Source organism: Pseudomonas sp. DF11, assembly GCF_058148565.1.
On sequence record NZ_JBYVYN010000006.1, the window covers coordinates 97,769 to 123,427 of the forward strand.

At 63.1% G+C, this 25,659-nt stretch carries 24 protein-coding genes; 6 read left to right on the plus strand and 18 right to left on the minus strand.

Features of this window, described 5'->3' with window-relative positions; genetic code table 11:
* Nucleotides 1–82: 82 nt before the first annotated feature.
* Nucleotides 83–319: a hypothetical protein gene (locus AC30D9_RS18645; RefSeq protein WP_490144557.1), complete on the minus strand. Its 237-nt coding sequence runs from the start codon at nt 317–319 to the stop codon at nt 83–85.
* A gap of 427 nt (nt 320–746) precedes the next feature.
* Here AC30D9_RS18645 and AC30D9_RS18650 point away from each other — a divergent pair, with 427 nt between their 5' ends.
* From AC30D9_RS18650 to AC30D9_RS18660, 3 genes are all read left to right on the plus strand, one after another.
* Nucleotides 747–1,196, plus strand: coding sequence for a hypothetical protein (locus AC30D9_RS18650; RefSeq protein ID WP_134926615.1), 450 nt, complete (start codon nt 747–749; stop codon nt 1,194–1,196).
* A gap of 185 nt (nt 1,197–1,381) precedes the next feature.
* The gene (locus AC30D9_RS18655; protein ID WP_134923926.1) at nt 1,382–2,392 is read left to right on the plus strand and encodes an ABC transporter substrate-binding protein; all 1,011 of its coding nucleotides are present in this window, start codon (nt 1,382–1,384) and stop codon (nt 2,390–2,392) included.
* Between the two features lie 139 nt (nt 2,393–2,531).
* Nucleotides 2,532–2,969 (plus strand): DUF3995 domain-containing protein, encoded by a 438-nt coding sequence (locus AC30D9_RS18660; protein ID WP_490144558.1) that lies wholly within the window; start codon nt 2,532–2,534, stop codon nt 2,967–2,969.
* A 72-nt stretch (nt 2,970–3,041) separates the two neighbouring features.
* Here the strand turns inward: AC30D9_RS18660 and AC30D9_RS18665 are convergent, their stop codons facing one another.
* The 7 genes from AC30D9_RS18665 to AC30D9_RS18695 form a co-directional block, all read right to left on the minus strand.
* Nucleotides 3,042–3,395, minus strand: a complete 354-nt coding sequence (locus AC30D9_RS18665) for a Na+/H+ antiporter subunit G (protein WP_134923928.1) — start codon at nt 3,393–3,395, stop codon at nt 3,042–3,044.
* Complete coding sequence (locus AC30D9_RS18670) at nt 3,392–3,670, minus strand: K+/H+ antiporter subunit F (RefSeq protein ID WP_003202841.1); 279 nt, start codon at nt 3,668–3,670, stop codon at nt 3,392–3,394. Before AC30D9_RS18670 ends, AC30D9_RS18665 begins: the two co-directional genes overlap by 4 nt.
* Nucleotides 3,667–4,155, minus strand: coding sequence for a Na+/H+ antiporter subunit E (locus tag AC30D9_RS18675; RefSeq protein WP_490144559.1), 489 nt, complete (start codon nt 4,153–4,155; stop codon nt 3,667–3,669). Before AC30D9_RS18675 ends, AC30D9_RS18670 begins: the two co-directional genes overlap by 4 nt.
* Nucleotides 4,152–5,837 carry a monovalent cation/H+ antiporter subunit D gene (locus AC30D9_RS18680; RefSeq protein WP_134923930.1) on the minus strand — a complete coding sequence of 562 codons (1,686 nt, stop codon included), beginning with the start codon at nt 5,835–5,837 and terminating at the stop codon, nt 4,152–4,154. The genes AC30D9_RS18675 and AC30D9_RS18680 overlap by 4 nt, the downstream gene beginning before the upstream one ends.
* Nucleotides 5,834–6,178: a Na+/H+ antiporter subunit C gene (locus AC30D9_RS18685; RefSeq protein ID WP_003202835.1), complete on the minus strand. Its 345-nt coding sequence runs from the start codon at nt 6,176–6,178 to the stop codon at nt 5,834–5,836. The genes AC30D9_RS18680 and AC30D9_RS18685 overlap by 4 nt, the downstream gene beginning before the upstream one ends.
* Nucleotides 6,178–9,102, minus strand: coding sequence for a monovalent cation/H+ antiporter subunit A (locus AC30D9_RS18690; protein ID WP_490144560.1), 2,925 nt, complete (start codon nt 9,100–9,102; stop codon nt 6,178–6,180). Before AC30D9_RS18690 ends, AC30D9_RS18685 begins: the two co-directional genes overlap by 1 nt.
* A 316-nt stretch (nt 9,103–9,418) precedes the next feature.
* Nucleotides 9,419–10,423, minus strand: a complete 1,005-nt coding sequence (locus tag AC30D9_RS18695) for a DMT family transporter (RefSeq protein WP_209022204.1) — start codon at nt 10,421–10,423, stop codon at nt 9,419–9,421.
* A gap of 12 nt (nt 10,424–10,435) precedes the next feature.
* Here AC30D9_RS18695 and AC30D9_RS18700 point away from each other — a divergent pair, with 12 nt between their 5' ends.
* Together AC30D9_RS18700 and AC30D9_RS18705 are read left to right on the plus strand one after the other, a co-directional pair.
* The gene (locus AC30D9_RS18700; protein ID WP_307571035.1) at nt 10,436–10,999 is read left to right on the plus strand and encodes a helix-turn-helix domain-containing protein; all 564 of its coding nucleotides are present in this window, start codon (nt 10,436–10,438) and stop codon (nt 10,997–10,999) included.
* 15 nt (nt 11,000–11,014) lie between these two features.
* Complete coding sequence (locus AC30D9_RS18705) at nt 11,015–12,463, plus strand: FAD/NAD(P)-binding protein (protein WP_490144561.1); 1,449 nt, start codon at nt 11,015–11,017, stop codon at nt 12,461–12,463.
* Nucleotides 12,464–12,512: 49 nt separating this feature from the next.
* On the opposite strand, the gene AC30D9_RS18710 is transcribed toward AC30D9_RS18705, so the two are convergent.
* The 3 genes from AC30D9_RS18710 to AC30D9_RS18720 all read right to left on the minus strand — a co-directional run bounded on the left by AC30D9_RS18710 (nt 12,513) and on the right by AC30D9_RS18720 (nt 15,703).
* Nucleotides 12,513–13,628, minus strand: a complete 1,116-nt coding sequence (locus tag AC30D9_RS18710; RefSeq protein ID WP_490144562.1) for a Gfo/Idh/MocA family protein — start codon at nt 13,626–13,628, stop codon at nt 12,513–12,515.
* A gap of 215 nt (nt 13,629–13,843) precedes the next feature.
* Nucleotides 13,844–14,611 carry an SDR family oxidoreductase gene (locus AC30D9_RS18715; RefSeq protein ID WP_490144563.1) on the minus strand — a complete coding sequence of 256 codons (768 nt, stop codon included), beginning with the start codon at nt 14,609–14,611 and terminating at the stop codon, nt 13,844–13,846.
* Between the two features lie 24 nt (nt 14,612–14,635).
* Entirely contained in the window at nt 14,636–15,703 is a 1,068-nt protein-coding gene (locus AC30D9_RS18720; protein ID WP_134923940.1) for a phosphotransferase family protein, read from the minus strand.
* A 186-nt stretch (nt 15,704–15,889) separates the two neighbouring features.
* On the opposite strand from AC30D9_RS18720, the gene AC30D9_RS18725 reads away from it, so the two are divergent.
* The gene (locus AC30D9_RS18725) at nt 15,890–16,285 is read left to right on the plus strand and encodes a DUF4280 domain-containing protein (RefSeq protein ID WP_109755997.1); all 396 of its coding nucleotides are present in this window, start codon (nt 15,890–15,892) and stop codon (nt 16,283–16,285) included.
* Nucleotides 16,286–16,441: 156 nt separating this feature from the next.
* Here AC30D9_RS18725 and AC30D9_RS18730 read toward each other — a convergent pair whose 3' ends face one another.
* Genes AC30D9_RS18730 through tssE form a run of 7 tightly spaced genes read right to left on the minus strand, consistent with a single transcriptional unit; the run spans nt 16,442 to nt 25,659 of the window.
* Nucleotides 16,442–16,984 (minus strand): toxin-antitoxin system YwqK family antitoxin, encoded by a 543-nt coding sequence (locus AC30D9_RS18730; RefSeq protein WP_134923941.1) that lies wholly within the window; start codon nt 16,982–16,984, stop codon nt 16,442–16,444.
* A gap of 13 nt (nt 16,985–16,997) precedes the next feature.
* Nucleotides 16,998–19,007 carry a type VI secretion system Vgr family protein gene (locus AC30D9_RS18735; protein WP_490144564.1) on the minus strand — a complete coding sequence of 670 codons (2,010 nt, stop codon included), beginning with the start codon at nt 19,005–19,007 and terminating at the stop codon, nt 16,998–17,000.
* Between the two features lie 54 nt (nt 19,008–19,061).
* Entirely contained in the window at nt 19,062–19,859 is a 798-nt protein-coding gene (locus AC30D9_RS18740; protein ID WP_134923943.1) for a phage exclusion protein Lit family protein, read from the minus strand.
* Nucleotides 19,860–19,907: 48 nt separating this feature from the next.
* Nucleotides 19,908–22,451: a type VI secretion system ATPase TssH gene (tssH, locus tag AC30D9_RS18745; RefSeq protein WP_490144565.1), complete on the minus strand. Its 2,544-nt coding sequence runs from the start codon at nt 22,449–22,451 to the stop codon at nt 19,908–19,910.
* Nucleotide 22,452: 1 nt separating this feature from the next.
* Nucleotides 22,453–23,478, minus strand: a complete 1,026-nt coding sequence (tssG, locus tag AC30D9_RS18750; RefSeq protein ID WP_134923945.1) for a type VI secretion system baseplate subunit TssG — start codon at nt 23,476–23,478, stop codon at nt 22,453–22,455.
* A complete protein-coding gene (gene tssF / locus AC30D9_RS18755) occupies nt 23,442–25,232 on the minus strand; it encodes a type VI secretion system baseplate subunit TssF (RefSeq protein WP_490144566.1) in 1,791 nt (596 codons plus the stop codon). The genes tssG and tssF overlap by 37 nt, the downstream gene beginning before the upstream one ends.
* Nucleotides 25,216–25,659 (minus strand): type VI secretion system baseplate subunit TssE, encoded by a 444-nt coding sequence (gene tssE, locus AC30D9_RS18760; RefSeq protein ID WP_307571026.1) that lies wholly within the window; start codon nt 25,657–25,659, stop codon nt 25,216–25,218. The genes tssF and tssE overlap by 17 nt, the downstream gene beginning before the upstream one ends.

Consider the following 25,659-nt stretch of genomic DNA (forward strand, 5'->3'; position numbering starts at 1 on the left):
ACGACGCTCTTCGCTGGGCGAGCAGTATGGCAGCAGTTGCCCGTCGGTGGCTGAGTTAAGTCATGGACGGGCACATATGAGTTCAGGCGCTGCGTTCGAGACTCCTGGCCAGGTAGCAGGCCTCGTTATGGTCGGTTCGGAATCCTCTTACACGTCCAGTCGATGTTTCCTCTATGTGAAAAAAGCACTTGCCCGCCAGAACGACCCGATAACGCGGTTGAATCAACGAAATGGGCGGGCAGTCGACTGCGTCAAAGGTGTCATCTGTGTCCACGATGCAAGGGGATACGGTGCGGGGCAGGGTTGTGAAAGCGGCCATGCGAATTCCTTTTCTATGGTTTACCGACGAATTGTCGGGTACTTCGAGTAGTCTCCACGCCTTCGGCTGCTCTAGAATCGGCAGTGTCGTGTGGACGGTTGCGCCTATCTAAAGCAATTTTTTTTGGGCTCGATGTCAGAAAAATGCTTTTTTAAGTGAGAAATTTCCCTAAAGTTAGTAGTCCCATCTTTTCCGATGCTCAGAGTGGCTTTTTCCTTCAGCCTCTGGCGACCCCCCGGGAAAGACGGCGGGAGCGGCAACCTTTAGTCTGCTCTCGGCCCGGGATAGGGCGCGCCTTTCACTTCGAATTTCAGTTACAGGTCCATTACGACGATACAGTCGGTACGGGTTCTCGTGGTCCGTCCTTTGTGCAGGGCGGGCCTTTTTCAAAAATGGGGATGTTTCCTTGGCAGTAAGTAATCTCGACATGCATGCGTTATTCGTACTTGGTGACCTGCGGGCAAAACTGGTCAAACTATTCCAGTCACGTTTCGTCTACATCACCGAGCAGACCGCCGAAGGTATTTATGTCGCCGAAATCGACACCGAGTCGGCGTTGGTGGTCGATGACAAGCCCAGGCTCGAACTCAAGGTCGGTGATCATTTTCGCGCAGCGGTATTGCCCAGCCGCGAAGGTGGCAAGTTTGAAATCCGCTTTCGCGAAATCAAGCTGACGGTCTATGGCCTTGGCGATTACGCCTTCGTCACGACCCCCGGTGGTCATGCAATCCTGTTCAAGGAAGGCCACAGCGTGGTGACCGTGTTTGCGGCCAACGAACAGTTGCAGGAAGGCTTGACCAAGACCCTGAAGGCGGTCACCGCCAAGGCGGCCAAGTGGCGCAAGGGCGAACTCGTGACCTTCAAGGCCAGCGAGTGACCGCTTCAGGGCCGGTGAAAAGCGCGTAGGCATCGGGCTTGCTGGGGCTTTGCGCCCAAACCGCTGGCAGTTTCGCAAGATCTCGCTGGAACCTCGGCTACAGTCAATTGACTGAACTATTCAGGGCTTGCGTTCGGTTACGCAGGGCCGTTCAGCTATTGCTGTATCTGCATGAGGTGCAAAGCATGAAACGAGTTCGACAGTGGCTGGCTGCCTGGGCCACCTTCGCTGTGTTGGTTTCGCCACTTCCGGTGTCGGCCGCTTCAACGCCGATCCATTTCGCCGACCTGAACTGGGAAAGCGGTAGCCTGATCACCGATATCCTGCGGATCATCGTCGAAAAGGGCTATGGACTTGCGACCGACACACTGCCGGGTACTACCATTACCCTGGAAACCGCCCTGGCCAACAACGACATACAGGTGATCGGCGAGGAATGGGCCGGCCGCAGTCCGGTGTGGGTCAAGGCCGAGGCCGAAGGCAAGGTGATCGCCCTGGGCGATACGGTCAAGGGCGCGACTGAAGGCTGGTGGGTGCCGGAGTACGTGATCAAGGGCGACCCGGCCAAGGGCATCAAGCCCCTGGCGCCGGATTTGCGCAGCGTCGAAGACCTGGTGCGCTACAAGCATGTGTTCAAGGACCCGGAGAGCCCCGACAAGGGCCGCTTCCTCAACAGCCCCATCGGCTGGACATCCGAGGTGGTCAACAAGCAGAAACTCAAGGCCTATGGCCTGTCTGACAGCTACGTGAACTTTCGCAGCGGTTCGGGGGCGGCGCTGGATGCGGAAATCAGCTCGACGATCCGCCGGGGCAAGCCGATCCTGTTTTATTACTGGTCGCCCACGCCGCTGCTCGGGCGCTTCAAGCTGGTGCAGTTGCAAGAGCCGCCATTCGATGCCGAGGCCTGGAAAACCCTGACCGACGCCGATAACCCCAACCCGAAGCCGACCCGCTCACTGGCCTCGAAACTGTCGATTGGCGTATCCGCGCCGTTCCAGAAGCAATACCCGGACATCGCCGAGTTCTTCAGCAAGGTCGACTTGCCGATCGAACCGTTGAACAAGGCCCTGGCTGACATGAGCGAGAAGCGTACGCCACCCCGTGAAGCGGCCGAAGCGTTCCTCAAGGCCCATCCACAGGTCTGGCAGGCTTGGGTGCCCAAGGAGGTGGCAGACAAGGTGGCCGCCGGCCTGTAGCACGGCTCGGATGCCAGCGGGTTGAACTCTTGATCCTGGGCAATGCGTCATTCACTGGAAACTGGCAACCTGCGCCCGTCCAGCGAAATGCCAAATTCGAGCTAGGATGATTGTTCAACCTTTTTCAGGAGGCTGGCGAATGACGCTTTTATTGGCTCGGTCGCTGGTCGCAGTGTTTGCGACCATCAGCTTGATTCATTTGTATTGGGCCCTGGGTGGGCGATGGGCGGCCCTGGCGGTGGTGCCTCAGGTGCCGGTGAAGCAAGGGGAGGCGTTGCGACCGGCGTTCGACCCCTCGGGCTGGCTGACCTTGTTGGTGGCCTTGGCGCTGCTGATGATTGCGCTGCTGGTGTGCCTGCGAGTCGGCCTGCTGGCGCAGCCGGTCACCCATCGGGCATTGCAATGGCTGATCAGCGCGATCGCCTTGCTGATGTTCGCCCGGGCCATTGGCGAGTCGGAGCTGGTGGGTTTCTTCAAGGAGGTCAAGGGCTCGACCTTCGCCAAGCTCGACACCTGGGTCTATTCGCCGTTGTGCGTGGTGCTCGGGGCCGGGTTGCTGGCGGTGGCCTGGGTCTGAGTCTCTAACGGCGAATGCAACTGTGGTGAGGGGATAAATCCCCTAGCCACAATAGTGTTCGGCTCGAGATTGTCAGTCGTTTCGGCGGCTGCTGACTTCCGCCGGCACATCATCCCCGGCCATGCGCTTGCGAAACAACGCTGCCCGGGCCAACAGCAGGGTGGTCACCGGGACGGTGATGGACAGCAGGATCGGTATCAGCCAGGCATGCAGTACCGGGCCGGACTTGAGCGCCGAAAAATACACGATCGAGGCCAGCGCCACGCACCAGGCTCCCAGGGTAGACGCCAGGGCCGGTGGGTGCATGCGCTGGAAATAATCCTTGAGCCGCACCAGGCCGATGGCCCCGGCCAGGGCGAACAGGCTGCTGAGCACCAGCAGGATCGCCACCGGGATTTCGACCCACATCGACAATTCACCGCTCATTCGATCACCTCGCCACGCAGCAGGAACTTGGCCAGGGCGAACGAGCCGACAAAGCCGAACAGGGCGATCAGCAGTGCCGCCTCGAAATAGGTGTCGCTGGCATAACGAATGCCCAGCACCAGCATCATCAGCATCGCCACGATGTACAGGTAGTCCAGGGCCAATACCCGATCCTGGGCCGACGGGCCCTTGAACAGCCGCCACAGGGTCAGCACCATTGCCAGGGAGAACAGGAACAGGCTCAACAGGATCGCATTGGACAACAGCGGGCTCATTGGAAAATCTCCATCAACGGGCGCTCGTAGGTGGCCTTGAAATGGGCGATGAAGGACGCCTCGTCCGCCAGATCGAACACATGCATCAACAGGATGCTGCGATCCAGGGCCAATTCCGACCAGACCGTTCCCGGAATCACCGTGGTGATCATCGACAGCGCCGCCAGGCCGTTGGCGTCGTGCAGGTCCAGCGGCACCTTGATGAACCGTGAGCGAGGCGGGCGACGCCCCGCGTTCAGCACACCCCAGGCCACCGCCAGGTTGGACATCACTACATCGCGGCCCACCAGCAGGAACAAGCGCAACACCACCCACGGCCGGCGGATACGGATGGGGCGCGGTCGCAGCGGGCGCATCATCAGAGGGGCCAGGAAGCCCAACGCGGCGCCCAGCAGCAAATGACCGACGCTGAGGGACACGTTCAGCACCAGCCACAGCAACCACAGCGCCAGGGACAACCACGGAGCGGGAAACAGGCGCTTCATGGCTGCACCTCCTGCAACGCGGCGCGGGTTTCGGGGTTAGGCACGGGGCGGGTGGCGAGTACCGACATCACGTAATGTTCCGGGTTGTTCAGCGCATCGGCAGCGGTTTGGGTATAGCGCAGCAACGGTTCGGCCTTGAAGGTCAGGGCGATGCCCAGGCCCAGCAGAACGATGATCGGCAGGCATTCGAACGGCCGCAGCAACGGTGACGGGCGTTCCTGGGGCGTCCAGAAGCGTTGGATGCCCAGGCGTGAAAAGGCGATCAGCGAGGCCAGCCCCGAGAGGATCAGCAACGCCAACAAGCCCCACGCCTGGTTCGACACCGGCGCCCCGGCGCTGGCGCCGAGCCCTTGAGGATTGAGCAAGGCGCTCAGCAAGCTCAGCTTGCCGATGAACCCCGACAGCGGCGGCATGCCGATGATCAACAGCGCACAGAAAATAAAGCTCAGGCCAAGGAAGGCCATGGTCCAGGGGATCACTTGCCCGACCACGGCCTTCTGCTCGTCATCGAGGTTGGTGCCCTTGGGCGGTTGCAGGGATTCCAGCGGTCGCGGCAAGGTGTCGAAGTCGTCGTCCAGGGACAATTCATTGGCCGAGCGCGAACGTTCGATCAGCTCCGCCAACAAGAACAGCGCGCAGAGCGCCAGGGTCGAACTCACCAGGTAAAACAGCGCCGCGCCCACCAGGTTGGGTTGGGCGAAGCCAATGGCCGACAACAGGATCCCGGCCGAGACCAGGATGCTCAAGCTCGCCATGCGCTCCAGGCGTTGCGCCGCCAGAATGGCGATGGCGGCGCAGACGATGGTCGCCATGCCGCCGTAGACCAGCCAGTCGGCGCCGAAATACGCCGAGGCGCCGGCCTGGCCGGAGAACAGCAACGTCCATAGGCGCAGGATCGTGTAGACGCCGACCTTGGTCATGATTGCAAACAGGGCCGCCACCGGTGCGCTGGCCGCACTGTAGGCCGGCACCAGCCAGAAGTTCAGCGGCCACATGCCGGCCTTGGCCAGGAACGCCACCGCGAGGATGCCTGCCCCGGCGTGCAGCAGGCCGCGGTCGGCCTCCGGCACCAGCGGGATCTTCAGGGCCAGATCGGCCATATTCAATGTGCCGGTGACGCCATAGATCAGCGCGGCGCCGATCAGGAACAACGACGAGGCGAGCAGGTTGATGGAAATGTAATGCAAGCCCGACGACACTCGCGCTCGGCCCGAGCCGTGCAGCATCAGGCCGTAGGAAGCCGCCAGCAGCACCTCGAAGAACACGAACAGGTTGAACAGGTCTGCCGTCAGGAAGGCGCCGTAGAGGCCCATCAACTGGATCTGGAACAAGGCATGGAAACTCGCCCCGGCGCGATCCCAACGGGCAGTGGCGAACAGCAGGGCGCTGACACCGATGATGCCGGTCAGTACCAGCATCAGCGCCGACAGCCGATCGACCACCAGGACGATACCGAACGGCGCCTGCCAGTTGCCGGGCAGGTACACGCCGATGGAAGCGGGCAGGGCCTGGTCCTGGGTCCAGTACAGCAACAGTGCGGCGATGCCCAGGCCCAGCAGGCTGGAAAACAGATTGATCCGGGCCTTGAGCGGGCGGTGCTTCTCACCCAGCATCAGCATCAACGCGGCGGTCAGCAGCGGCAGCAGGATGGGGGCGGCGATCAGGTGAGGCGTCAATATCATTCCTTGGGCTCCCGACCGTCCACGTGGTCGGTACCGGTCAGTCCCCGGGACGCCAGCAGCACCACCAGGAACAGCGCGGTCATGGCGAAACTGATGACGATGGCGGTCAGCACCAGGGCCTGGGGCAGTGGGTCGGTGTAGTGCAGCAGGTCCTGGGGCACGCCGTCCTTGATGATCGGCTCCTTGCCGATGAACAGGCTGCCCATGCTGAAGATGAACAGGTTGACCCCATAGGACAGCAGGCACAGGCCCATGACCACCTGGAAGGTCCGTGGCCGCAACACCAGCCAGACACCGGAGGCGGCCAGTACGCCGATTGCGATTGCGATGACTTCTTCCATCAGGCGGTGGCTCCTTTGACGGGGGCGACGGGTTTGGCTTGCAGGCCCGGCTTATGGGCTCGTACCGACTGGTGAGCCAGGGCGGTAAGGATCAACAGTGTCGAGCCGACCACCACGGCGTACACGCCGATGTCGAAGAACAGCGCGCTGGCCAGGTGAATGTCGCCCAGCAGCGGCAACTCGAAATGCCAGGTGTGGGTGGTCAGGAACGGATAACCCACGGCCATTGCCCCCAGGCCCGTAGCGGTGGCGAACAACAGCCCGGTGCCCATCCAGCGCAGCGGCCGCAGGCTCATTTGCGCCTCGACCCACTGCGTGCCGGCGACCATGTATTGCAGGATGAACGCCACCGACATCACCAACCCGGCCACGAAGCCGCCGCCGGGTTGGTTGTGGCCGCGCATGAACAGGTAGAACGACACCACCAGGGCAATCGGCAGCAGCAGGCGCACCAGCACCGACGGCACCATCATGAAGCCCAGTGCGGTGTCGCTGGCATGGCGCGGGTTGACCAGGTCGGTGACCACGTCCGGCGCCAGCAGGCGCTGTTGCGCCGGCAGCTGCATGCTTTCCTTCGGTGGGCGGAAGCGTCGCAGCAGGGCGAACACCGCCAGGGCCACCGCCACCAGTACGGTGATTTCTCCCAGGGTGTCGAAGCCACGGAAGTCCACCAGCATCACGTTCACCACATTGCTGCCGCCGCCTTCGGGCAGGGCACGGCTCAGGTAGAACGAAGAAATGTCGTTGGGTGTCTGGCGTGTCAGCATCGCGTAGGCCAGCAGCGCCATGCCGCCGCCCACGGCAATGGACAACAGCAAGTCCCGCAGGCGCCGAATGCGCGCGCGCCGTTCGCTGTTGGGCCTTGGCAAGGCATCCTCGATCCGCCGAGGTAGCCAGCGCAGGCCCAGGAGGATCAGCACCGTGGTCACCACTTCCACCACCAGTTGCGTCAAGGCCAGGTCCGGCGCCGAGAACCAGACGAAGGTCACGCAGGTCATCAGGCCACAGACGCTGACCATGGTCAGGGCCGCGAGCCGGTGGTACTTGGCCTGCCAGGCCGCGCCCAGGGCACAGGCGATCGCCAGCAGCCAGAGGCAGACGAACACGATGGAGCCGGGGATTTTCGGCCGGTCGCCCCACACCAGCGTGCTGTGCAGCATGGGGATCAGCCCGGCGAGCACGGCGGCCAGTACCAGCCAGAACAACTGGGCCTGCAGGCGGCGGGTGCTGATCCGTCGTTCCAGGCGCCGGCTCTGGCGCATCATCAGCACCAGGCCGCGTTCGAACAGCCGCTTGCCGTTGAGTCGGCCAATGAACGGCGGGTGCTTGATGTGCCCTTGCCTGAATTGATTGCGCAACAGCAGGTACAGGACGATGCCGCCGGACATCGCCACCAGGCTCATGATCATCGGCGCGTTGAGGCCGTGCCAGATCGCCAGGCTGTATTCGGGCAGCGTGCCGCCCACCACCGGCAACGCCGCAGCGGCGAGCAATGAGCCGACCACCTGGGCCGGAAAAATCCCCACCACCAGGCAGGTGAACACCAGCAACTCCACCGGCGCGCGCATCCAGCGCGGTGGTTCGTGGGGGGTATGGGGCAGGTCGGTGGCGGTGGGACCGAAAAACACGTCCACGGTGAAGCGCAGGGAATAGGCGACGCTGAACGTCCCGGCGATGGTGGCGATGATCGGCAGCGCCAGCTCGACCCAGGCCGTGGCGGAAATGAATACGGTCTCGGCGAAGAACATTTCCTTGGACAGGAAGCCATTGAGCAACGGCACCCCGGCCATCGCCGCGCTGGCGACCATGGCCAGGGTCGCGGTGAACGGAATCAGCCGCACCAGGCCGCTGAGCTTGCGAATGTCGCGGGTGCCGCTTTCGTGGTCGATGATCCCGGCGGCCATGAACAGCGAGGCCTTGAAGGTGGCGTGGTTGAGGATATGAAACACCGCCGCCACCGCCGCCAGCGGGCTGTTCAGGCCCAGCAGCAGGGTGATCAGCCCGAGGTGGCTGATGGTGGAATAGGCCAGCAGACCCTTGAGGTCGTTCTGGAACATCGCGCAGTAGGCGCCCAGCAGCAACGTACAGGCCCCCGCGCCGCCGACGATGTAGAACCATTGTTCACTGCCCGACAGTGCCGGCCACAACCGCGCCAGCAGGAACACCCCGGCCTTGACCATGGTCGCCGAGTGCAAATACGCCGACACCGGTGTGGGCGCGGCCATGGCGTGGGGCAGCCAGAAATGGAAAGGGAACTGGGCACTTTTGCTCAGGGCGCCGATCAGGATCAGCGACAACAGGATGGGGTAGAGGGCATGGGCGCGGATCAGATCGCCGGCGGCCAGAACCTTGTCCAAGTCATAGCTGCCCACCACATGGCCGAGCAGCATCACCCCAGCCAACAGGCACAGCCCGCCAGCCCCAGTCACCATCAACGCCATATAGGCACCGCGCCGGGCGTCGGCGCGGTGGTGCCAGTAGCCGATCAGCAGGAACGAGAACAGACTGGTCAATTCCCAGAAAAACACCATCTGGATCAGGTTGCCGGAGATCACCAGCCCGAGCATGGCACCCATGAACGCCAGGAAAAAGGCGAAGAAGCGCGGCACCGGATCGTCCGGCGACATGTAGTAGCGGGCGTACAGCGACACCAGCGTGCCGATACCCAGCACCAGCAACGAAAACAGCCAGGCGAAACCGTCCAGGCGCAGCACGAAATCCAGGCCGAGGCTGGGCAACCAGGAATATTGCTCACGGATCACGCCACCGTCGGCGATCTGCGGGTACAACAAGGCCACCTGAACGGTGCCGACCAGGGCCACGAGGCCCGCCAGCAATGATTCGGCGTTACGGGCGTTATGCGGCAGCAGCGCCGCGACACAGCTGCCGATGAAGGGTAAAAGCAATAGAACTATCAGTGACATAGGCTTCTATTCGGCGGGAGTTTGTGAGGGATCATACGTGGGGGATCCCCGATCACCAACCGTGAGGGTGTCGCAGAATCCTACAAGGTAGGTGGAGTTTTCTTACTTTGCGTAGTTTTGGCGAGGGGATGCAGAGTCAGAGCTAGCCACACCTGTGGCGAGGGGATTTATCCCCGCAGGTCTGCGCAGCAGACCCAAAGCAGGCAATTCCATAGCGCTGACACACCGCAGCGGCAGGTTTCGGGGCCGCTACGCGACCCAGCGGGGATAAATCCCCTCGCCACAGTTTTGCTCGCCGCTATTTCGTTGATCGACCTCACTGCTCGCGCTCAAGCACCTCATCCACCTCGACCGCGTTTTTGCTGCGGGTCTTCAGCTCACTGACAATCACCGCCGCCACGATCAACGCCGCGCCGAACAAGGCAATCGCCGGCAGCCGCTCGCCCGCCAGGCGCCCGGCGATGCCGGCCCACACTGGCTCGCCGGCATAGATCAGCGTGGCGCGGGTGGGCGAGACGCTTTTCTGCGCCCAGTTCATCGCCACCTGGATCGCTGCGCTGGCGGCCCCCAGGCCCACGGCGCTGACCAGCAGCAACCAGGAAAAATCCGGGATGGTTTCCTGGGTCGGCACCACCATCAGGAATGCCAGCACCGCGGTGCTTGCCAGTTGCACCACGGTCACCCGGCGCACATCGACCTGGCCGGCATAGGCGCTGATCAGGATGATCTCGGCGGCAATCGCGATGGCGCTGATCAGCGTGGCAATTTCGCCGGCACTGAAATTCAACGAGGCACCCGCCGGACCCGAGACCAGCATCAGCCCGGTGAATGCCAGCATGATACCGATGCTGGGCATCAAGCCCGGTCGACGGCCCAGCACCAGCCACTGCAGCAAGGGCACGAACGGCACGTAAAGTGCGGTGATGAACGCCGACTGGCTGCTGGGGATGGTTTGCAGGCCGACGGTCTGCAAACCGTAGCCGAGCATGATCGCCACGCCGATGAAACAGCCGGCCTTGAGTTCGAACAGGGTCAGGTCGCGCAGGTGGCGCCAGGAGAACAGCGCGACGAAAGCGGCTGCGGCGGCAAAGCGCAAGCCGACGAAAAACATCGGTCCGCTGACGGTCATGGCGTGCTGCACCAACAGGAACGTCCCGCCCCAGATCATGGTAATCAGCACCAGCACGCATTCGGCCTTGCTGAACCTTGAGAGATGGGAGGAAGCTTGTGGGGAGTTCACCGATGCCATGACCTTGCGCGCCAATTGAGGCGGACGCACAATGCGCCCGAAGTTGGGCAGTATAATGCGCAACCCAGCCATGTGAGCAATATAGTGCACAAAGAATCCGGCCAGCGGGCCTCCGTCCTGCAACACGTCAGCCAGAACGTCCGTCGTCTGCGGCATGCCGCACAGCTCAGCCAGACCGCGTTGGCCGAACGGTCCGGGGTCAGCCGGCGGATGCTGGTGGCTATCGAAGCCGGGGAAAAGAACGTCAGCCTGACCACGCTTGACCGGGTCGCCGAAGCCTTGGACGTGGCCTTCAGCGACTTGATCCAGGCCCCCGACGCCCGCGACCCGAGCCGCATCAACGAACTGGCCTGGGCCGGTACCATCGCTGGCAGCAAAGCCGTATTGCTCGCCAAGGCCACCGCCAGCCGTGAGGTCGAACTCTGGGAGTGGCGCCTGGAGCCCGGCGAGCATTACCCTTCCGAACCCGACGCCGACGGCTGGAGCGAACAGCTCTATGTGTTCGAGGGCTGCCTGACCCTGTTGTTGGGCGGCGAGGAACGCCGGATTGGCGCCGGTGAGTTTTTCATGTTCGCCAGCAACCAGCCCCATGCCTATCGCAACGATGGCCCGGTGGCGGCGAGATTCGTACGCAACGTGGTGATTTGATTTCTGGAGAGCAGTATGGACACAGCGCTGGAGCGACAGGGGAGCGGCCTCATCCGCGAAGCCGATATCCTGATCATCGGTGGCGGCTTGAGCGGCGCGATGCTGGCCGCGCAATTGCTGCGCCTGCCGGGCCGACGCGAGGTGCTGATCGTCGAGCCGCGCAGTGAACTGGGCCGGGGCGAGGCCTACAGCGCGGTGGAACTTGGCCACACCTTGAATGGCAACGCGGCGCGCATGAGTGTCGACCCGGACAACGCCGATGACTTGACCCAATGGCTCACCGCGTTCATCGAAGCCGGCGGCTGGCCCGAGTCGGATCAACAGCACGTGCCGATCAGCGAGTTGTTCCCACCCCGGGGGATATTCGGCCTCTATGTGCAGCAACGCCTGGCCGAAGCTCGCGAGTTGGGCGCACAAAACGGTTCGACCGCCGAGCACGTGCGCGGGGAGGCCGTGGACCTGCGGCTTGCCGACGATGCCGTGATGGTGACGCTGGACGATGGCCAACTCTTGCGTGGCCGTTTCGCGGTGCTGGCTACCGGCATGTTCCCGGCGGCGCGCACCCCGCAGACCGAATCCAGCGGCTTGAATGCCGCGGCCCTGGATCCTTGGGATGTGGCTGCGATGCGCCAGCTCGACCCGCAGTCCACGGTGTTGATCATCGGCTCGGGACTGACCATGGTCGACGCCGTGGTGTCCCTGGAGCAGGCCGGGCACCGCGGGCCTATCGAAGTGTTTTCCCGTCATGGACTGCTGCCTCATGTGCGTCGCCAGCCGCCGGCCTGGATGGATTTCCTGGCCGAGGATCACAGCCTGCGTTCGCCGCGCCAGTTGATGCGGGCCCTGCGTGAGCAATGCCGCCAGGCCCAGACCCAAGGCGTCGATTGGCAGGCACCGCTGGACACCGTGCGCGCGCATATCGGGCGCTTGTGGAACCAGGCCAGCGATGTGCAGCGCCGACAGTTCGTGCGGCATGTGCGGCCGTGGTGGGAGAGTCATCATCATCGCTCGCCACCGTTGAGTGCTGAGCTGGTGGCGCGTTTGCATGGGGAAGGGCGGTTGCGGATCCAGGCGGCGTCGTTCATGGGCTTGGCTTCCACGGCAGAGGGGGGGCTGGCTATTCACATCCGTCGGCGGGGTGAGGTTGGGCTGACGGTGGTGCAGGGCGCGGCGCTGATCAATTCCAGTGGTATCGAATATGACTGGCGTCGCGTCGCGCGACCGCTGCCGCAGCAGTTGCTGGCCCGAGGCCTGATCCAGCCGGGCCCATTGGCCCTGGGTATCGCCGCACGGCCTGACGGGGCGGTGCTGGACGCCCAAGGCGAGCCTGCCGAACGGCTGTTCGCCATGGGCCCGCCACTGCGGGGGTTGTGGTGGGAAAGCACCGCCGTGACCGACGTGGCGAGCCAGGCAAAGGCGCTGGCGGCGCGCTTGGTTGAGTTGCAAACCCAACATCCAAACTGAACACCTACCCTCGCCACAGGGGGTTACAAGGTGCGGCAAAAATGAGCGTTTACAGCTCGCTGATTTTCACCCACCGCTGCTCCCGCGCCGCCACACGAATCGCCGCCGCCAGCCGCTCCACTTCCCAGGCCTCGGCAAAGTCGGTCCCGCTGCCACCCTGGCCAGCGAGGGCCATGAGTAGTTCCTGCACTTCCAGGGTCTTCAATTCGTTGTACCCCAACTGGTGCCCGGCCGCCGGGCTGAACGCGGCATACCCCGGTAAATCCGGGCCGGCCAGCAGGCGCTGGAAACCTGCCTGACCGACGCGGCACAGGCGCAGTTCATTGAGCCGTTCCTGATCGAACGCCAGCGTGCCGAGGGTGCCGCTGATCTCGAAGCTCAGGTGGTTCTTGTAGCCGTGCTTGAGCCAACTGCTGCTCACCGTACCTCGGGCGCCATTGGCGAAACGCAGCAGGGCGTGGACCTGGTCGTCCACCGCGATGGCGCGTTGTTCGGCGTTGCCGGCGCTGGCGGGGCGTTGGTGGTGCACGGTCTGGCTGTCGGCGCACACCGCTTCGACATCGCCCAACAGGTGACGAGCCATGGCCAGCAAGTGGCTGCCCAGGTCCGCCAGTGCGCCACCGGCGTGGGCGGCTTCGCAGCGCCATGACCACGGCGAGCTCGGGTCGGCCATGAAGTCTTCGCTGAACTCACCCTGGAAGCTGATGATCTGCCCCAGTTCCCCGCGCTGGATCATGTTCCGCGCCAGTTGGATGATCGGGTTGTGCTGATAGTTGTAGCCGACCCGCGTCACCACGCCGGCGGCCTTGGCCGCTTGCCGCATCTGTTCGGCTTGCTCCAGGGACACCGCCAAGGGTTTTTCACAATAGACCGGCTTGCCCGCCGCCAGGGCTGCCATGGCCATGGGGAAGTGCAGGTGGTTGGGCGTGGTAATGGCGATCAGGTTGACCTTCGGGTCGTCGATCAGTTGTTGCCAGTCACTGTGGGCCGTCGCGAACCCCCAGCTCTGGGCGCATTGCCGGGCGCGCTGCGGATCGGCGTCGGCCAGGGCCGCCAGTGTCAGGTTCAGGGGGAGGTCGAAGACCGCTTTGGCATTGTGGAACGCCAGCGCATGGGCACGGCCCATGAAGCCGGTGCCAATCAGACCGATGCCGAGTTCGCGCATGAGGAAGAGCCCTTTGAATTTTTGTTTTCAGGAGGGCTCTTTATGGAATAAATATTCGCTAATTGCAAATGTTGGAATAAATATTCATTTCTGCAATCACTGAAGATCCTCTGTGGGAGCGGGCTTGCTCGCGAATGCGCCGGATCAGTTGATACAGTTATGACTGACTCATCGCATTCGCGAGCAAGCCCGCTCCCACAGGATGAATGTCGATATCAGGAGAGGAAGCCCCCATCCACATTCAACGCCACGCCCGTGGTGTAGCTCGACGCATCACTGGCCAGGTACAACACCGCGCCGGCCATTTCGCTCGGGTCGGCCACGCGCTTGAGGGGGATTTGTGCCAGGGCGGTTTTCAGGATCGCGTCGTTCTTCACCAGCGCCGAGGCGAACTTGGTGTCGGTCAGGCCCGGCAGCAGGGCGTTGCAGCGGATGCCGAACTGCGCGCACTCCTTGGCGAAGACCTTGGTCATGTTGATCACGGCGGCCTTGGTCACCGAATAGATGCCTTGGAAGATCCCCGGAGAGATGCCGTTGATCGAGGCCACGTTGATGATGCTGCCGCCGCCGTTCTCGCGCATCAGCTTGCCGGCTTCCACTGACATGAAGAAGTAGCCGCGAATGTTCACGTCGACGGTTTTCTGGAACGCCCCCAGGTCGGTGTCCAGCACGTTGCAGAATTGTGGATTGGTGGCGGCGTTGTTGACCAGGATGTCCAGGCGGCCGAACTGCTCGCGGATGCCAGCGAACACCTGGCTGATCTGCTCCATTTCCCCGATGTGGCAGGCAATGGCGGTGGCCTTGCCGCCGGCGGCGATAATCGCGTCGGCTACGTGCTGGCAACCGTCGAGTTTGCGACTGGACACGATCACATGGGCGCCTTGTTGGGCCAGCAGTTTGGCGATGGCTTCGCCGATGCCACGGCTGGCGCCGGAAACGAAAGCGATTTTACCGTCGAGTTCGAACAACTGAGTCTTGGACATGCTGTTTCCTTGTTATAGGTGCGCTCAAAGCGTGGATTTGCCGATGACCTGCAAGCTCATCTGCTCCAGCAGTTTGTTCATCTGAACGAACTGCGCGAAGCGTTTGTCCTGGGTCTGGCCGTGGAAGAAGCGGTAGTAGATCTGCTGGACGATCCCGGCCAGACGGAACAGGCCGTAGGTGTAATAGAAGTCGAAGTTGTCGATGCGGATCCCGGCGCGCTCGGCGTAGTAATCGACGAACTCACGGCGAGTCAGCATGCCGGGTGCGTGGCTTGGCTGGCGACGCATCAACTGCACCGGCTCCGGGTCGTCGGCTTCGATCCAGTAGGCGAGGCTGTTGCCCAAATCCATCAACGGGTCGCCGATGGTGGTCAGTTCCCAGTCCAGCACGCCGATGATCTGCATCGGGTTGTCCGGGTCGAGGATGACGTTGTCGAAGCGGTAGTCGTTATGGACGATGCTCGAGGTCGGGTGGTCGGCGGGCATCTTGTCGTTGAGCCAGGCCTTGACCGCTTCCCACTTTGGCGCGTCGGGGGTCAGGGCTTTTTCGTAGCGGTCGCTCCAGCCACGGATCTGCCGGGCCACGTAGCCCTCGGGCTTGCCCAGGTCGGCCAGGCCGCAGGCGTTGTAGTCGACTCGGTGCAATTCCACGAGCCGATCGATGAAGCTCTTGCACAGTGCTTCGGTGCGGGCGGCGTCGAAACCCAGTTCCGGCGGCAGGTCGGAGCGCAGGATGATGCCCTTGACCCGTTCCATCACGTAGAACTCGGCGCCCATCACCGACTCGTCGGTGCAGTGCACGTAGGCTTTGGGGCAGTACGGGAAGCCTTCGCGCAATTGATTGAGGATGCGGAACTCACGGCCCATGTCGTGGGCGGACTTGGCCTTGTGGCCGAATGGCGGCCGGCGCAGGACGAATTCCTGCTCGGGGTATTCCAGCAGGTAGGTCAGGTTCGACGCGCCACCGGGAAACTGGCTGATCCGCGGCACGCCGGTGAGGCCTGGAATGTGGGCCTTGAGGTACGGGTCGATCAGGTTGGCATCGAGTTCTTCACCGTCGCGCACGCGGGTGGACTGATCAGTAAACGCCATGCTTATCCCTTCTGCTTATTTTGGAGGCCATCGATCATTGGCTAATCTAATGGCGCGTGGGAGGCGTCACAAGCACGCCAGGGTCTTATAGGTTAGCGTGTTGCAGGATAATCAGCGGGCCTGATGCACGACGGCCATGGGCGAGCTATGGTTGTGATGCCTGCAGCTTTCAAAGGAGCAATCGCGATGGGATGCCCGCAAGTCTGTGGCACCGCAACCTTGCAATGCAGCTTCGGCGTCGCCCCGGCGGTGCTCAATGTGCTGCCGGTCAATCGCCTGCTGACCGGCGGGATGCCAGCGGCGAACATCATGGATCACATCCCGCTGGTGAACATCACCACGTTCGGCATGTGCCAGAGCCTGGCCAACCCGACCGTGGCTGCCGCGACCGCTGCGGCACTGGGTGTACTGACCCCCATGCCGTGCATTCCCGCCACCGCGACCCCATGGATCCCTGGCGGCGCGCCCACATTGTTGCTCGGTAACATGCCGGCCATCGACGCCAACAGTACCCTGATGTGCACCTGGGCCGGGGTGATCAAGATCGTCGTGCCGGGGCAGGTGCAGATGCTCATTCCCTGATGGTTGTGAGGTGGATGCGGGCTTGCTGTCCACCTCAAATCCCCTGTGGGAGCGAGCCTGCTCGCGATTGCGGTGGGTCAGTTGGTGGTGATATTGACTGTGAAGCCGTCATCGCGAGCAGGCTCGCTCCCACAGGGGGAAAGGGGAAGACAATAGTTATGCCTGCGCTGGATCATTCCAACGCCTGAACCACCAGCGCACCCGAGAGATCGGTTTGCCCTCGGCATCCAGTGGTCGACCATCTTCAGCGTAGGCGTGGGCCGGTTCCAGCAGTTGGCCGTTGAGGTAGCGGGCCTCGACCGCCGGGTTGCCGTTGGGGTGCAGGCGCCGATAGCGGCCGTCGCGCACACCGTCGCGATAGAACTCGGCTTCGGCCAGTTGTCCGTCGGGGAAATAGTTGTTGGCCTCACCGTGCAGTAGCCCATTGCGATACGTGGCCTGGCGCTGCAACCCGCCTTCGGCGGCGTAAAAACTCGCTACACCCTGCAATTTCCCTTTCACGAACGGCAGTACCGCCGAGACCCTTCCATTGGGGTGATACAGGGTGCTGCTGCCGTGCAGTTCACCTTGGTTGTAGTTGAGTTTTGCCTGCGGGCGCCGGGCCTCTTCAATCTGTAGCGGGCCGTCGAGCCGGCCGTCGACCAGTTGCCCGCTCAGTTGGCTGTCGCCACGCTCCACGTCGAGTTTTTTCGAAGCCATTGGAGCGCTCCTGTCAGTTGACCTTCACCAAACCGCCCTTGATCGTCAGCATGCCACCGCCATCCACGGTCTGTTCGGCGGCGGCCTTGTTCACCAGGCTGATGCCGGCGTCGTTGGTCAGAGTGGTGCCGGCCTTGTTTTCCAACGACGTGCCGGCCTGGTTGCTCAGGGCCGTGCCAGCCTTCTGGCTGATGGAGGTGCTGGCCTGGGCCGCCAGGTCGGCGCCGCTCTTGATCGCGAAACTGCCGCCGCTTTGCAGGGTCAGGGTGCCACTGACCTTGATGGTCAGGTTGCCGTCCACCGTCAGGTCGTAGTTGCCGGTGACCTTGTGCGCGTAGTTGCCGCCGGTGCTGTGGTTCTGGTCCGAGCCTACGGTGACGGTGCGGGTGTCTTTCACGTCGAGGCTGTCGCTGCCGGTCTGGAGGGTCACGCTACGCTTGCCTTTCTCCAGAGTGATGGTCTCGTCGCCGTCCTTGACCGTGCGGGTGCGGGCGTTCTGCACCGTGAGGGTTTCGTCATGGCCGACCGTGGCGGTGGTGTCGTTGAGTACGTTGATGTTGAAGTCTTTCTGGGCCTGGAGAAACACCTCCTCGGCGTCCTTCTTGTCTTCGAAACGCAACTCGTTGAAACCACCGCCGCCCTTGGACGAATTGGTCTTGATCCCGGACTGGGTCTGGTTCGCCGGCAACGCGTAGGGCAGGGCGTTGTCGCCGTTGTAGACGCAACCGGTCACCAGCGGACGGTCGGGATCGCCGTCGATGAACGTGACGATGACCTCCTGGCCGATGCGCGGTACGAACTGCATGCCAAAGCCCTTGCCGCTCCAGGGCAAGACCACACGGACCCAGCAGGACGAGGTTTCGTCGTTCTTGCCGGTGCGGTCCCAGGGGAACTGCAACTTGATCCGGCCGTATTCATCGGTCCAGATCTCTTCGCCGGCCTTGCCCACCACCAGCGCGGTCTGGGTGTGCATGCGTGGTTTCGGCGTGATGCGGGCCGGTCGATAAACCGTGGCCTTGGGGATCGCTTCGAAGCGATTGCGATAGCTGTCGTGGCTGGCTTCGTGGCTGACCGAGGTCACCACCCAATCGATATTCAACGTTGTGTCTTCGTGACCGGCGAGGGTGAACCAATACCCCGGCACCAGCCAACGGCAGTCGCTTTCGCCGACAAAACGTTTCTCCTGGCTGCGCAGACCGTCCACCCGCAACTTGGTCAGGGCATCGCCCTGGGCCTTGGCGGTATAGCCGCCCGGATGTTCGTACATCGAGCTTGGCCCAGCCACGGCTTCGGCCTGGCTGAACAGCGACGTCGTCGGCGTAGTGAATTCGTAATCGGTGGCCTGGTAAACCCCGCTCACCGCTTGCAGGCACACTTGCCCGCTGCGGATGCCGTGCAGTTCCCGCTCACCCAGTTTCTGCCCGAGATAATTCACCGTCGGCCCGTTGGGGATGGGCGCGAAGGCGTCGTTGCTGTCGGCCAGAACCAGCGTGTGTTTGCCGTTCTCATGACTGAAGAACCAGAAGATCCCGTCTTCCTCCATCAAACGTGAAACGAAGGCCAGATCGGTTTCGCCGTATTGCACGCAGTACTCGCGCGGGGTGTAGCTGCCGGTGAGCTTGAGCTGGAAATCGGTGAAACCATGGGCCTTGAAAATCGTGGTGACGATGTCCGAGGTGGCCAGGTTCTGGAACACGCGGTTGTTGCTGGCAAGGCTCAGCCACCAGAGCCAGGGACGGAGCAATAGTTGGTAGCGCTCGGCGGTGGCGTCGGCGGGGAGTTGGCGGATTTCTGCCACCAGCCAATCCAGCGGACGCAGCAAGGCGTCCTTGTGCAGCGTGGTGGTCACATGGCTGGCGACTGCCGTGGTGAGGTCCAGCGAGGCGCCGTCGTTGACGCCATTGAGGATGTGCGAGCCCAGGGCGTTGAGGCGTTCTTCGCCGGACAGCGAGTCAGGGTACAGCGCCGACAGCGAGCTGGCGGTGAGTGATAGCGTGGTGTTGCTGTCGGTGGCGCGAGGCATAGAGATCTCAGTTGCATAAGAGGTTCATGATCTTGCGCATCTGCAGTCTTGAATTCAGGTAGGTATGACTTCGAATTTCAACCCTTTGTAGACGACCGGATTTGCTTCGATATAACTCATCATTTGTTTGGCGTCGCTTATTGTGATTGTGGGCGTCACTGCGGTGCGCCCCAGATTGTTTGCGTTGGTCAGTGCGGTTTCGATATTCAACGTCCAACCATTGGCTCTTCTTGCAAAATCGGTAAGCGCGGCTCTGGCGAAGGTTTCGCTGATGGAATTGTCATTGAGCAGCACAATTGCACAGGTCTTCGAGTTGAGAATCTGTTCCAGGAATTGGGCTCTTTGATTGGAAGCCGGGTGCGTTGCGTCACCTGTGGAGTTCAAGCGATTAAGGTAATTGATGGCCGCCAGTATCACTCTCAGGCCATGCTCGGTTTTCTGAGCGATCCAGTGATTGAGCGAGTACACGTCAGCATCGATTTCATTACGATATTGCGCGGGTATCGCGGCGCCTGGGTTATTTACGGTATCGGTCGGCGCCAAACCGGCGATATGCCCTAATCGAAGATGTCCGACTTCATGCATGAAAACAAATTGGGATACCAGTGAGCCACCTTCGCCAACGTCCGACGCAATATAAAGGACAATTGGCTCGCCCGGTATTGCACCCAGCACGTTGCTGCTCATGGGGTCAGCTTGATTGTAGGTGGTCGCGAACATGTAATAACCTTTATGGGCATGGGGCGCTCTGTTTCGGTTGATCACGATTGTTTTTATTCCGTTCGTGACCACGGGAAGGGAGACCAGCGTCTGCCTCCAGTCCACTCCATTCCAGTCTTCAGGCAGCGCCATAGCGAGTTCCTTTTCTTTGGTCATTCCATATGGGAAATGGCAACGGAGTTATTCCAGCACCCATTCCGCCAACTTCCCCGTCACCTGCGTCATCAGCACATTCTCGACATCCCTGGCGCCCGCCGCGCTGCACTTGGCCAGTACCGCCTTGACGATCCCGGCATCGAACTCGAATTGCTTACCGGTCGCGGCCTTGTAGCGCCCGCGCAATTTCTCCAACTTCGCCAGCACAATCCCCTCGAGTGTCGCCTCATCCAGCGGCCGATACGCCACCACCGTCATGCGCGCCAGGAACGCCGGGCGAAACGCTTGCAGCAGGACCTTGTGCAGGGCTTCGTTGAAGGCATCGGTGCCCAGTTGCGCGGCGGGCGTATCCAGCAGCAGTTCGGCGCCGACGTTGCTGGTGGCGAGCATCACCGTGTTCTTGAAGTCCACCACCAGGCCGGTGCCGTCTTCCATCAGGCCTTTGTCGAAGACGTTGTAGAACGCTTCGAGCACGTCCGGGTGGGCCTTTTCGATTTCATCCAGCAATACCACCGAATAGGGTTTTCGCCGTACCGCTTCGGTGAGTACGCCACCGCTGCCATAGCCGACATAGCCGGGCGGGGCGCCCTTGAGCTGGCTGACGGTGTGGGCTTCCTGATATTCCGAGAGGTTGATGCTGATCAAGTTGCGTTCGCCACCATACAAAGCGTCGGCCAGGGCATAGGCGGTTTCGGTCTTGCCCACGCCAGTGGGGCCCACCAGCAGGAACACACCGACCGGTTTCTGCGGGTCGGTGAGGCCGGCGCGGTAGGCTTGCAGGCGCTGGGCGATGGTGTTCAACGCGGTGCCCTGGCCCATGACCCGCTGGCCCATGCGCTGGCCGAGGGTGCGCACGGCATGGGCTTCGTCGGCGAGCATCTTGCCGACCGGGATGCCGGTCCAGCCGGCGATCACCGCGGCGACGGTCTTGCTGTCCACTTGTTCGGGCACCAACGGATCGTCCTGGCGAATGGCATCGAGGCCGGCTTCCAGGCGTAGCAGTTCGGCGGCCAGGTGATCGATGCGGTTATCGATCTCGGTGTCGGGTTTTTCGCTGTCGGCGCGTTCGCTCAGGGTGAGCAATTCGCGCCGAGTGTCGAGCAGTTCGCGCACCGCTTCACGCTCTTCGCCCCAGCGGGTTTCCAGCTCGCGGATGGCTTGCACATTGCTGCTCGATTCACCTTCGAGCAGGGTGATGCGTTCGCGGTGATCCAGCCCGGTGGCCTGTTCCCGGCGCAGGCGTTCGACTTCGTCCTTGAGGCTGTTCTGCCGATGGCGCAGGCTTTCCAGGGGCGGCGGTACGTCGTGCTGGCCGAGGGCGACCCGGGCGCAGGCGGTGTCGAGCACGCTGATGGCTTTGTCCGGCAATTGGCGCCCGGAGATGTAGCGGTGGGACAGTTTCACCGCCTCGTGGATGGCCGCGTCCAGCACCTGCACGCCGTGGTGCTGTTCCAGTTTGCTCGCCACGCCACGGAGCATTTCCACGGCGGTGAGTTCGTCCGGTTCCTCGACTTGCACCAGTTGGAAGCGACGCGCCAGGGCCGGGTCTTTCTCGAAATATTTTTTGTACTCCAGCCACGTAGTGGCGGCCAGGGTGCGCAGCTCGCCCCGGGCCAGGGCCGGTTTGAGCAGGTTGGCCGCGTCGCTGCCGCCTTCGGCGCCACCGGCACCGATCAGGGTGTGGGCTTCGTCGATGAACAGGATGATCGGTTTCTCGGCGCTGCGAACCGCGTCGATCACGCCCTTGAGGCGTTGTTCGAACTCGCCTTTGACACCCGCGCCGGCCTGCAACAGGCCCAGATCGAGTACGCGCAAGGTGACTTCCTGCAACGACGGTGGCACATCCCCGGCGGCGATGCGCAGGGCCAGGCCTTCTACCACGGCGGTCTTGCCCACGCCCGGCGCGCCCACCAGGATCGGGTTGTTCTGCCGGCGGCGGAGCAGGATGTCGATGCACTGGCGGATCTCGCCGTCGCGGCCGACGATGGGATCGATGCGTCCGTCCCGCGCGTCGGCGGTCAGGTCCTGGGTGTACTGGTCGAGGACCGGATCCTGTTTCTGTGGCGCCTCGCCGGATTTGGCCGGGCGCACGCCGCCGACGTGCTCGCGGGAACTTTCGGTCCATTCCAACAGATGGGCGCGCAGGGCGTCACGAGGTATGCGCAGCAACGACGAGGCGCTGTTGAGCAGCAGGCTGCGACGCTCATCGCGGTCCAGCAGCGCCAGCAGCAACAGCCCGGAGCGGATGCTGTCCAGGCCTAGTACGCTGGCCTCGACCACGGCGTCTTCCAGCAGGCCGATGGTTTGCGTCGACAGGGCGGGTGTACGGGTGCTGCCGGATTTGAACAGGTCCAGGGCCTTGTTGGTTTCCGCCGCCACGGCATCACGCTCCAGGCCGAAGCGCGGTAGCAGGCAGGCGAAGTCGCCACCCTCGATGTCGAGCAATTCCAGCAGCAGGTGTTCGATTTCCACGTAATGGTGGCTGCGCTGCATGCAGCGTTGCGCGGCCCGTTCCAGGGCGCGGCGGTTGTCCGGGTTGAGGCGTCCGATCAGGCTGGCCAGTTCCATTTCAGGCGATCTCCGGCTGACGAAGGCGGGTTTCGATCCGTTGCACGGCCAGGCTCGGTTGGCGTTGCAGGCCACCGTTCCAGTTCAGCCGTGGCGCTGCCTGGCGGTCCAGTTGCAGGGGGCCGGCGCCACGGATCAGCAGCACCAGGGTGCAATCCAGATCGGGGCCGAAATACAGGGCGTAAAGGCTGGCGAGTAGCGGATGAGTCTCGCCGTTGGGCAGCAATCCGCTGGCCTGGGTCGTGCTCAGCGGGCCGAGGGTCAGACGCACGCCGGCATGCTCGTCCCAGACGTGGGCGCCGGCCACCGCATTGCGGCCCAGGCACAGGTTGCGACCGCCTGGCTGCAAGCGGCTGCGACTGGCCGGCGGGATTTCACGCCAGCCACCTTCGTAGGCGCTCAGTTCCACCGGCAGCGCGAACTGCTCACGGACAATCGCCGCGAACCCGGCCAGGGAGCGCCGGCCATCGGCATACAGCGCGGTGCAGGCCAGTACCGCCGAGTCGGGGGCGGCCTGGCGCTCCTGCAAGGCCTTGGGCAGCAGGCCGGTCAACGCCCGTAGTTGCGCGTGTACGGCGGATGCGCCGGGGGCCGTGAAACCCAGGGCGATGCGATGTTTGCGCATCACCTTGTAAAGCAGGCTGAGCAGTCGATGCTGGAACAGGTCGAGGAATTCCGCCGGGGCATGATCCTTCGCCCGTGCCCGTTGTTGCAGCCATTCCTGGTAGGCATAGGGCAGCGGGCCGTCCGGGCCACCGAGGCCGAAGATCGGCGTGGTCAGGATTGGCGCAAGTCCTGGTTCCTGACCCAGGCTTTGCACTTCACTGGCGGCGAACAGCGGTGTCAATGGCCCGCGCAGACGCAACGCCTCGGCATGGGGCGCGGTGCCGCTGCCCAGGGGCTCGGCCTGGGGATGTTCGCGTTCGAGCAACAGCAACGCCTGGAGCCATTCGAAGCGTTGCGGGTCGCGCCGCAGGCGCTGGCTCAGGTTCAGAGCACCAGGGGCTTGCCGGCTTGGGGTTGCCATGTCTTCACCTCCCTGTCGGACTGGACCAGCACAGTGCGCACGAAGCGATTGGCGGTGGCGTAAAGGGAAAAGAATTGCGCCAGCACTGCGCAGAACAGCACGGCGCTGCTGCCGACAAAGTGTTGCGGATCCAGCTGCAGGCGCACCTCCAGCCCATTTCGCCAGCCGCGCCAGGCGTCTTCACCGACATGGGCGATGACCCGGTCGCAGCCCAAACCCAATACCCCTTCGATCTGACGATGGGCGCTGGCTTCATCCCGCAGGTTGTGCAATTGCAGAATCTCGCGCAGTGCGTCCAGTGCTTGGGGGCCTTCGACCAGTGATAAATGGTTGAGGGTCAGTTGCGACACCAGCCGCCAGCGCGACTCACCGTCCAGGCGTGGCAGGCTCTGTGGGCTGGGTGGGTTGCGCAGGCGGGCCCAGGCCACCGGCCCCGGTCGCTCGAAACCCAGCGGCGTGCCGGCCGGCAGGCTTTGGGCCAGGTGGCGGTTGGTGCACAGCAGTTCGGCGGTGAGGCTGTAGTCGCGGGTGTCGGCCAGCGGGTCGAACTGGGTGTCCACCAGGCTCACCATCAAGTCGCTGCCCAGTCGGTTCGGGCTCATGCCACTGACCCGGCGCGCATGCCAGTAAAAGGTCTGGTCGCTGTCATGCTGGCTCCCGTAGTAGGCCGGCACTTTGCGCACGCCCTGGCTGGACATGGCGCGCATGCCACGGATGCTGTGGATCTCGACGCTGTTTTCCCGATGACTGTCGGCCACCAGCCGGTACTCGCTGCGGGTGCCATCCGGGCGCAGTGGCTCGGAAGTCCGGGGAAACAGATTGATCACCGGCGTGCAGCCCAGGGCGATGTCGCTGGCCTGGATTGGCAGGCGGCTGGGGGGAGGGCGGTCGAAAACGATGTACAGGTACAAGGACGGGCTGTCGCTGGTGGCGCCAGCCAGTGGCAGGTCGAAGAAGCCGAATTTATCCGGGAAGGCAAAATATTCGGCCAACAGGCGCATGCCTGGATGTACGCCGTCCTCGTCCGGCAGCAAGACCTGGTCGCTGGCGAAGCCGACGATCTGCGGCAAGCCGGCCAGTGGTTCCGGCACGCTACCCGGAGCGCCGGCCAGGACCTTGATGGCATGGGCGCCGAGCAGGTCGTACAACCCGGCGTTGATGATCGGTGACGCCGCCAGGTGCACCCGCAGCGAGTCGATTCCCAGCGTCGCCCACTGGCTTTCGCCCAGGCACCGCAGTTCCAGGCGCAAGGCCGAGCGGGCCTGGACCACCCCAGTCAGCGCCTGGGTCTCGTCGCTGCCCAGCAACAACGCCTCGCTGACCTCCACCGGCCACAAATGCACGGCGGCGGTGGTGCGAAAATGAATGCTCTGGCCCTTGTCCGTGGTGACGAACAACGGTGTGTCGCGGGGCAGCGGGTAGCCCTCGTTCAAATTGCCTTTGCTCGGGTCAGGTTCGAACTGCACGATGGCGCACGACGGCAAGGGGCGCATGGCCAACGGGTACAGCTGTTCGAGCAGGGCATCGCTGAATTCGGCATAGTCGTCATCGAGCCGGCGTTGCAAGCGGGCGGCCAGCAGCGCAAAACCTTCCAGCAGGCGCTCGACGTGCGGGTCGGGGCATTCGCCAGGAGACAGTTCCAGGCGCCGGGCGACCTTGGGGTAACGCTCGGCGAACAGGCTCCCGGCATGCCGCAACCAGGTCAGTTCGCGCTGGTAATAGTCCAGCAGTTGCGGGTCAATCGAGTCGCTCATGTCGTACCTCAAGGCCGTCGCCGGCGTGCTCGATGACAAATGCCACGGGCCAGGCGTGCAGGTCGCCACGCAGCTCGCCCGACAGCCGTATGCACAATTGCTGCGGATGGCCCGGCACCGGGCAGACCTCGACCTCGCCCAGGCGCAGGCGAGGTTCGAAATGGCTGATGGCTTGGCGGATTTCCCGGGTCAGTTGGCGCCTGTCATCGCTGCGCTGTTGTTGCAGCGCGGTCCAGTCGGCGATGCCGTAGTCGAGGATGCTCGGTGGTTCGGTCAGCGCCCGTGGGCCGCGTCGGGTGTTGAACAGGCGCGACAATTCGGCATGAACCGAGTCTTGCAACGCCTGTCGGTCGAACGCCCGAGGGGTATCGTCCGCCTGGTTGGCCAGGCGTTCGAACAGGGGCGGGCGCAGCCCGAAGCCAGCCAT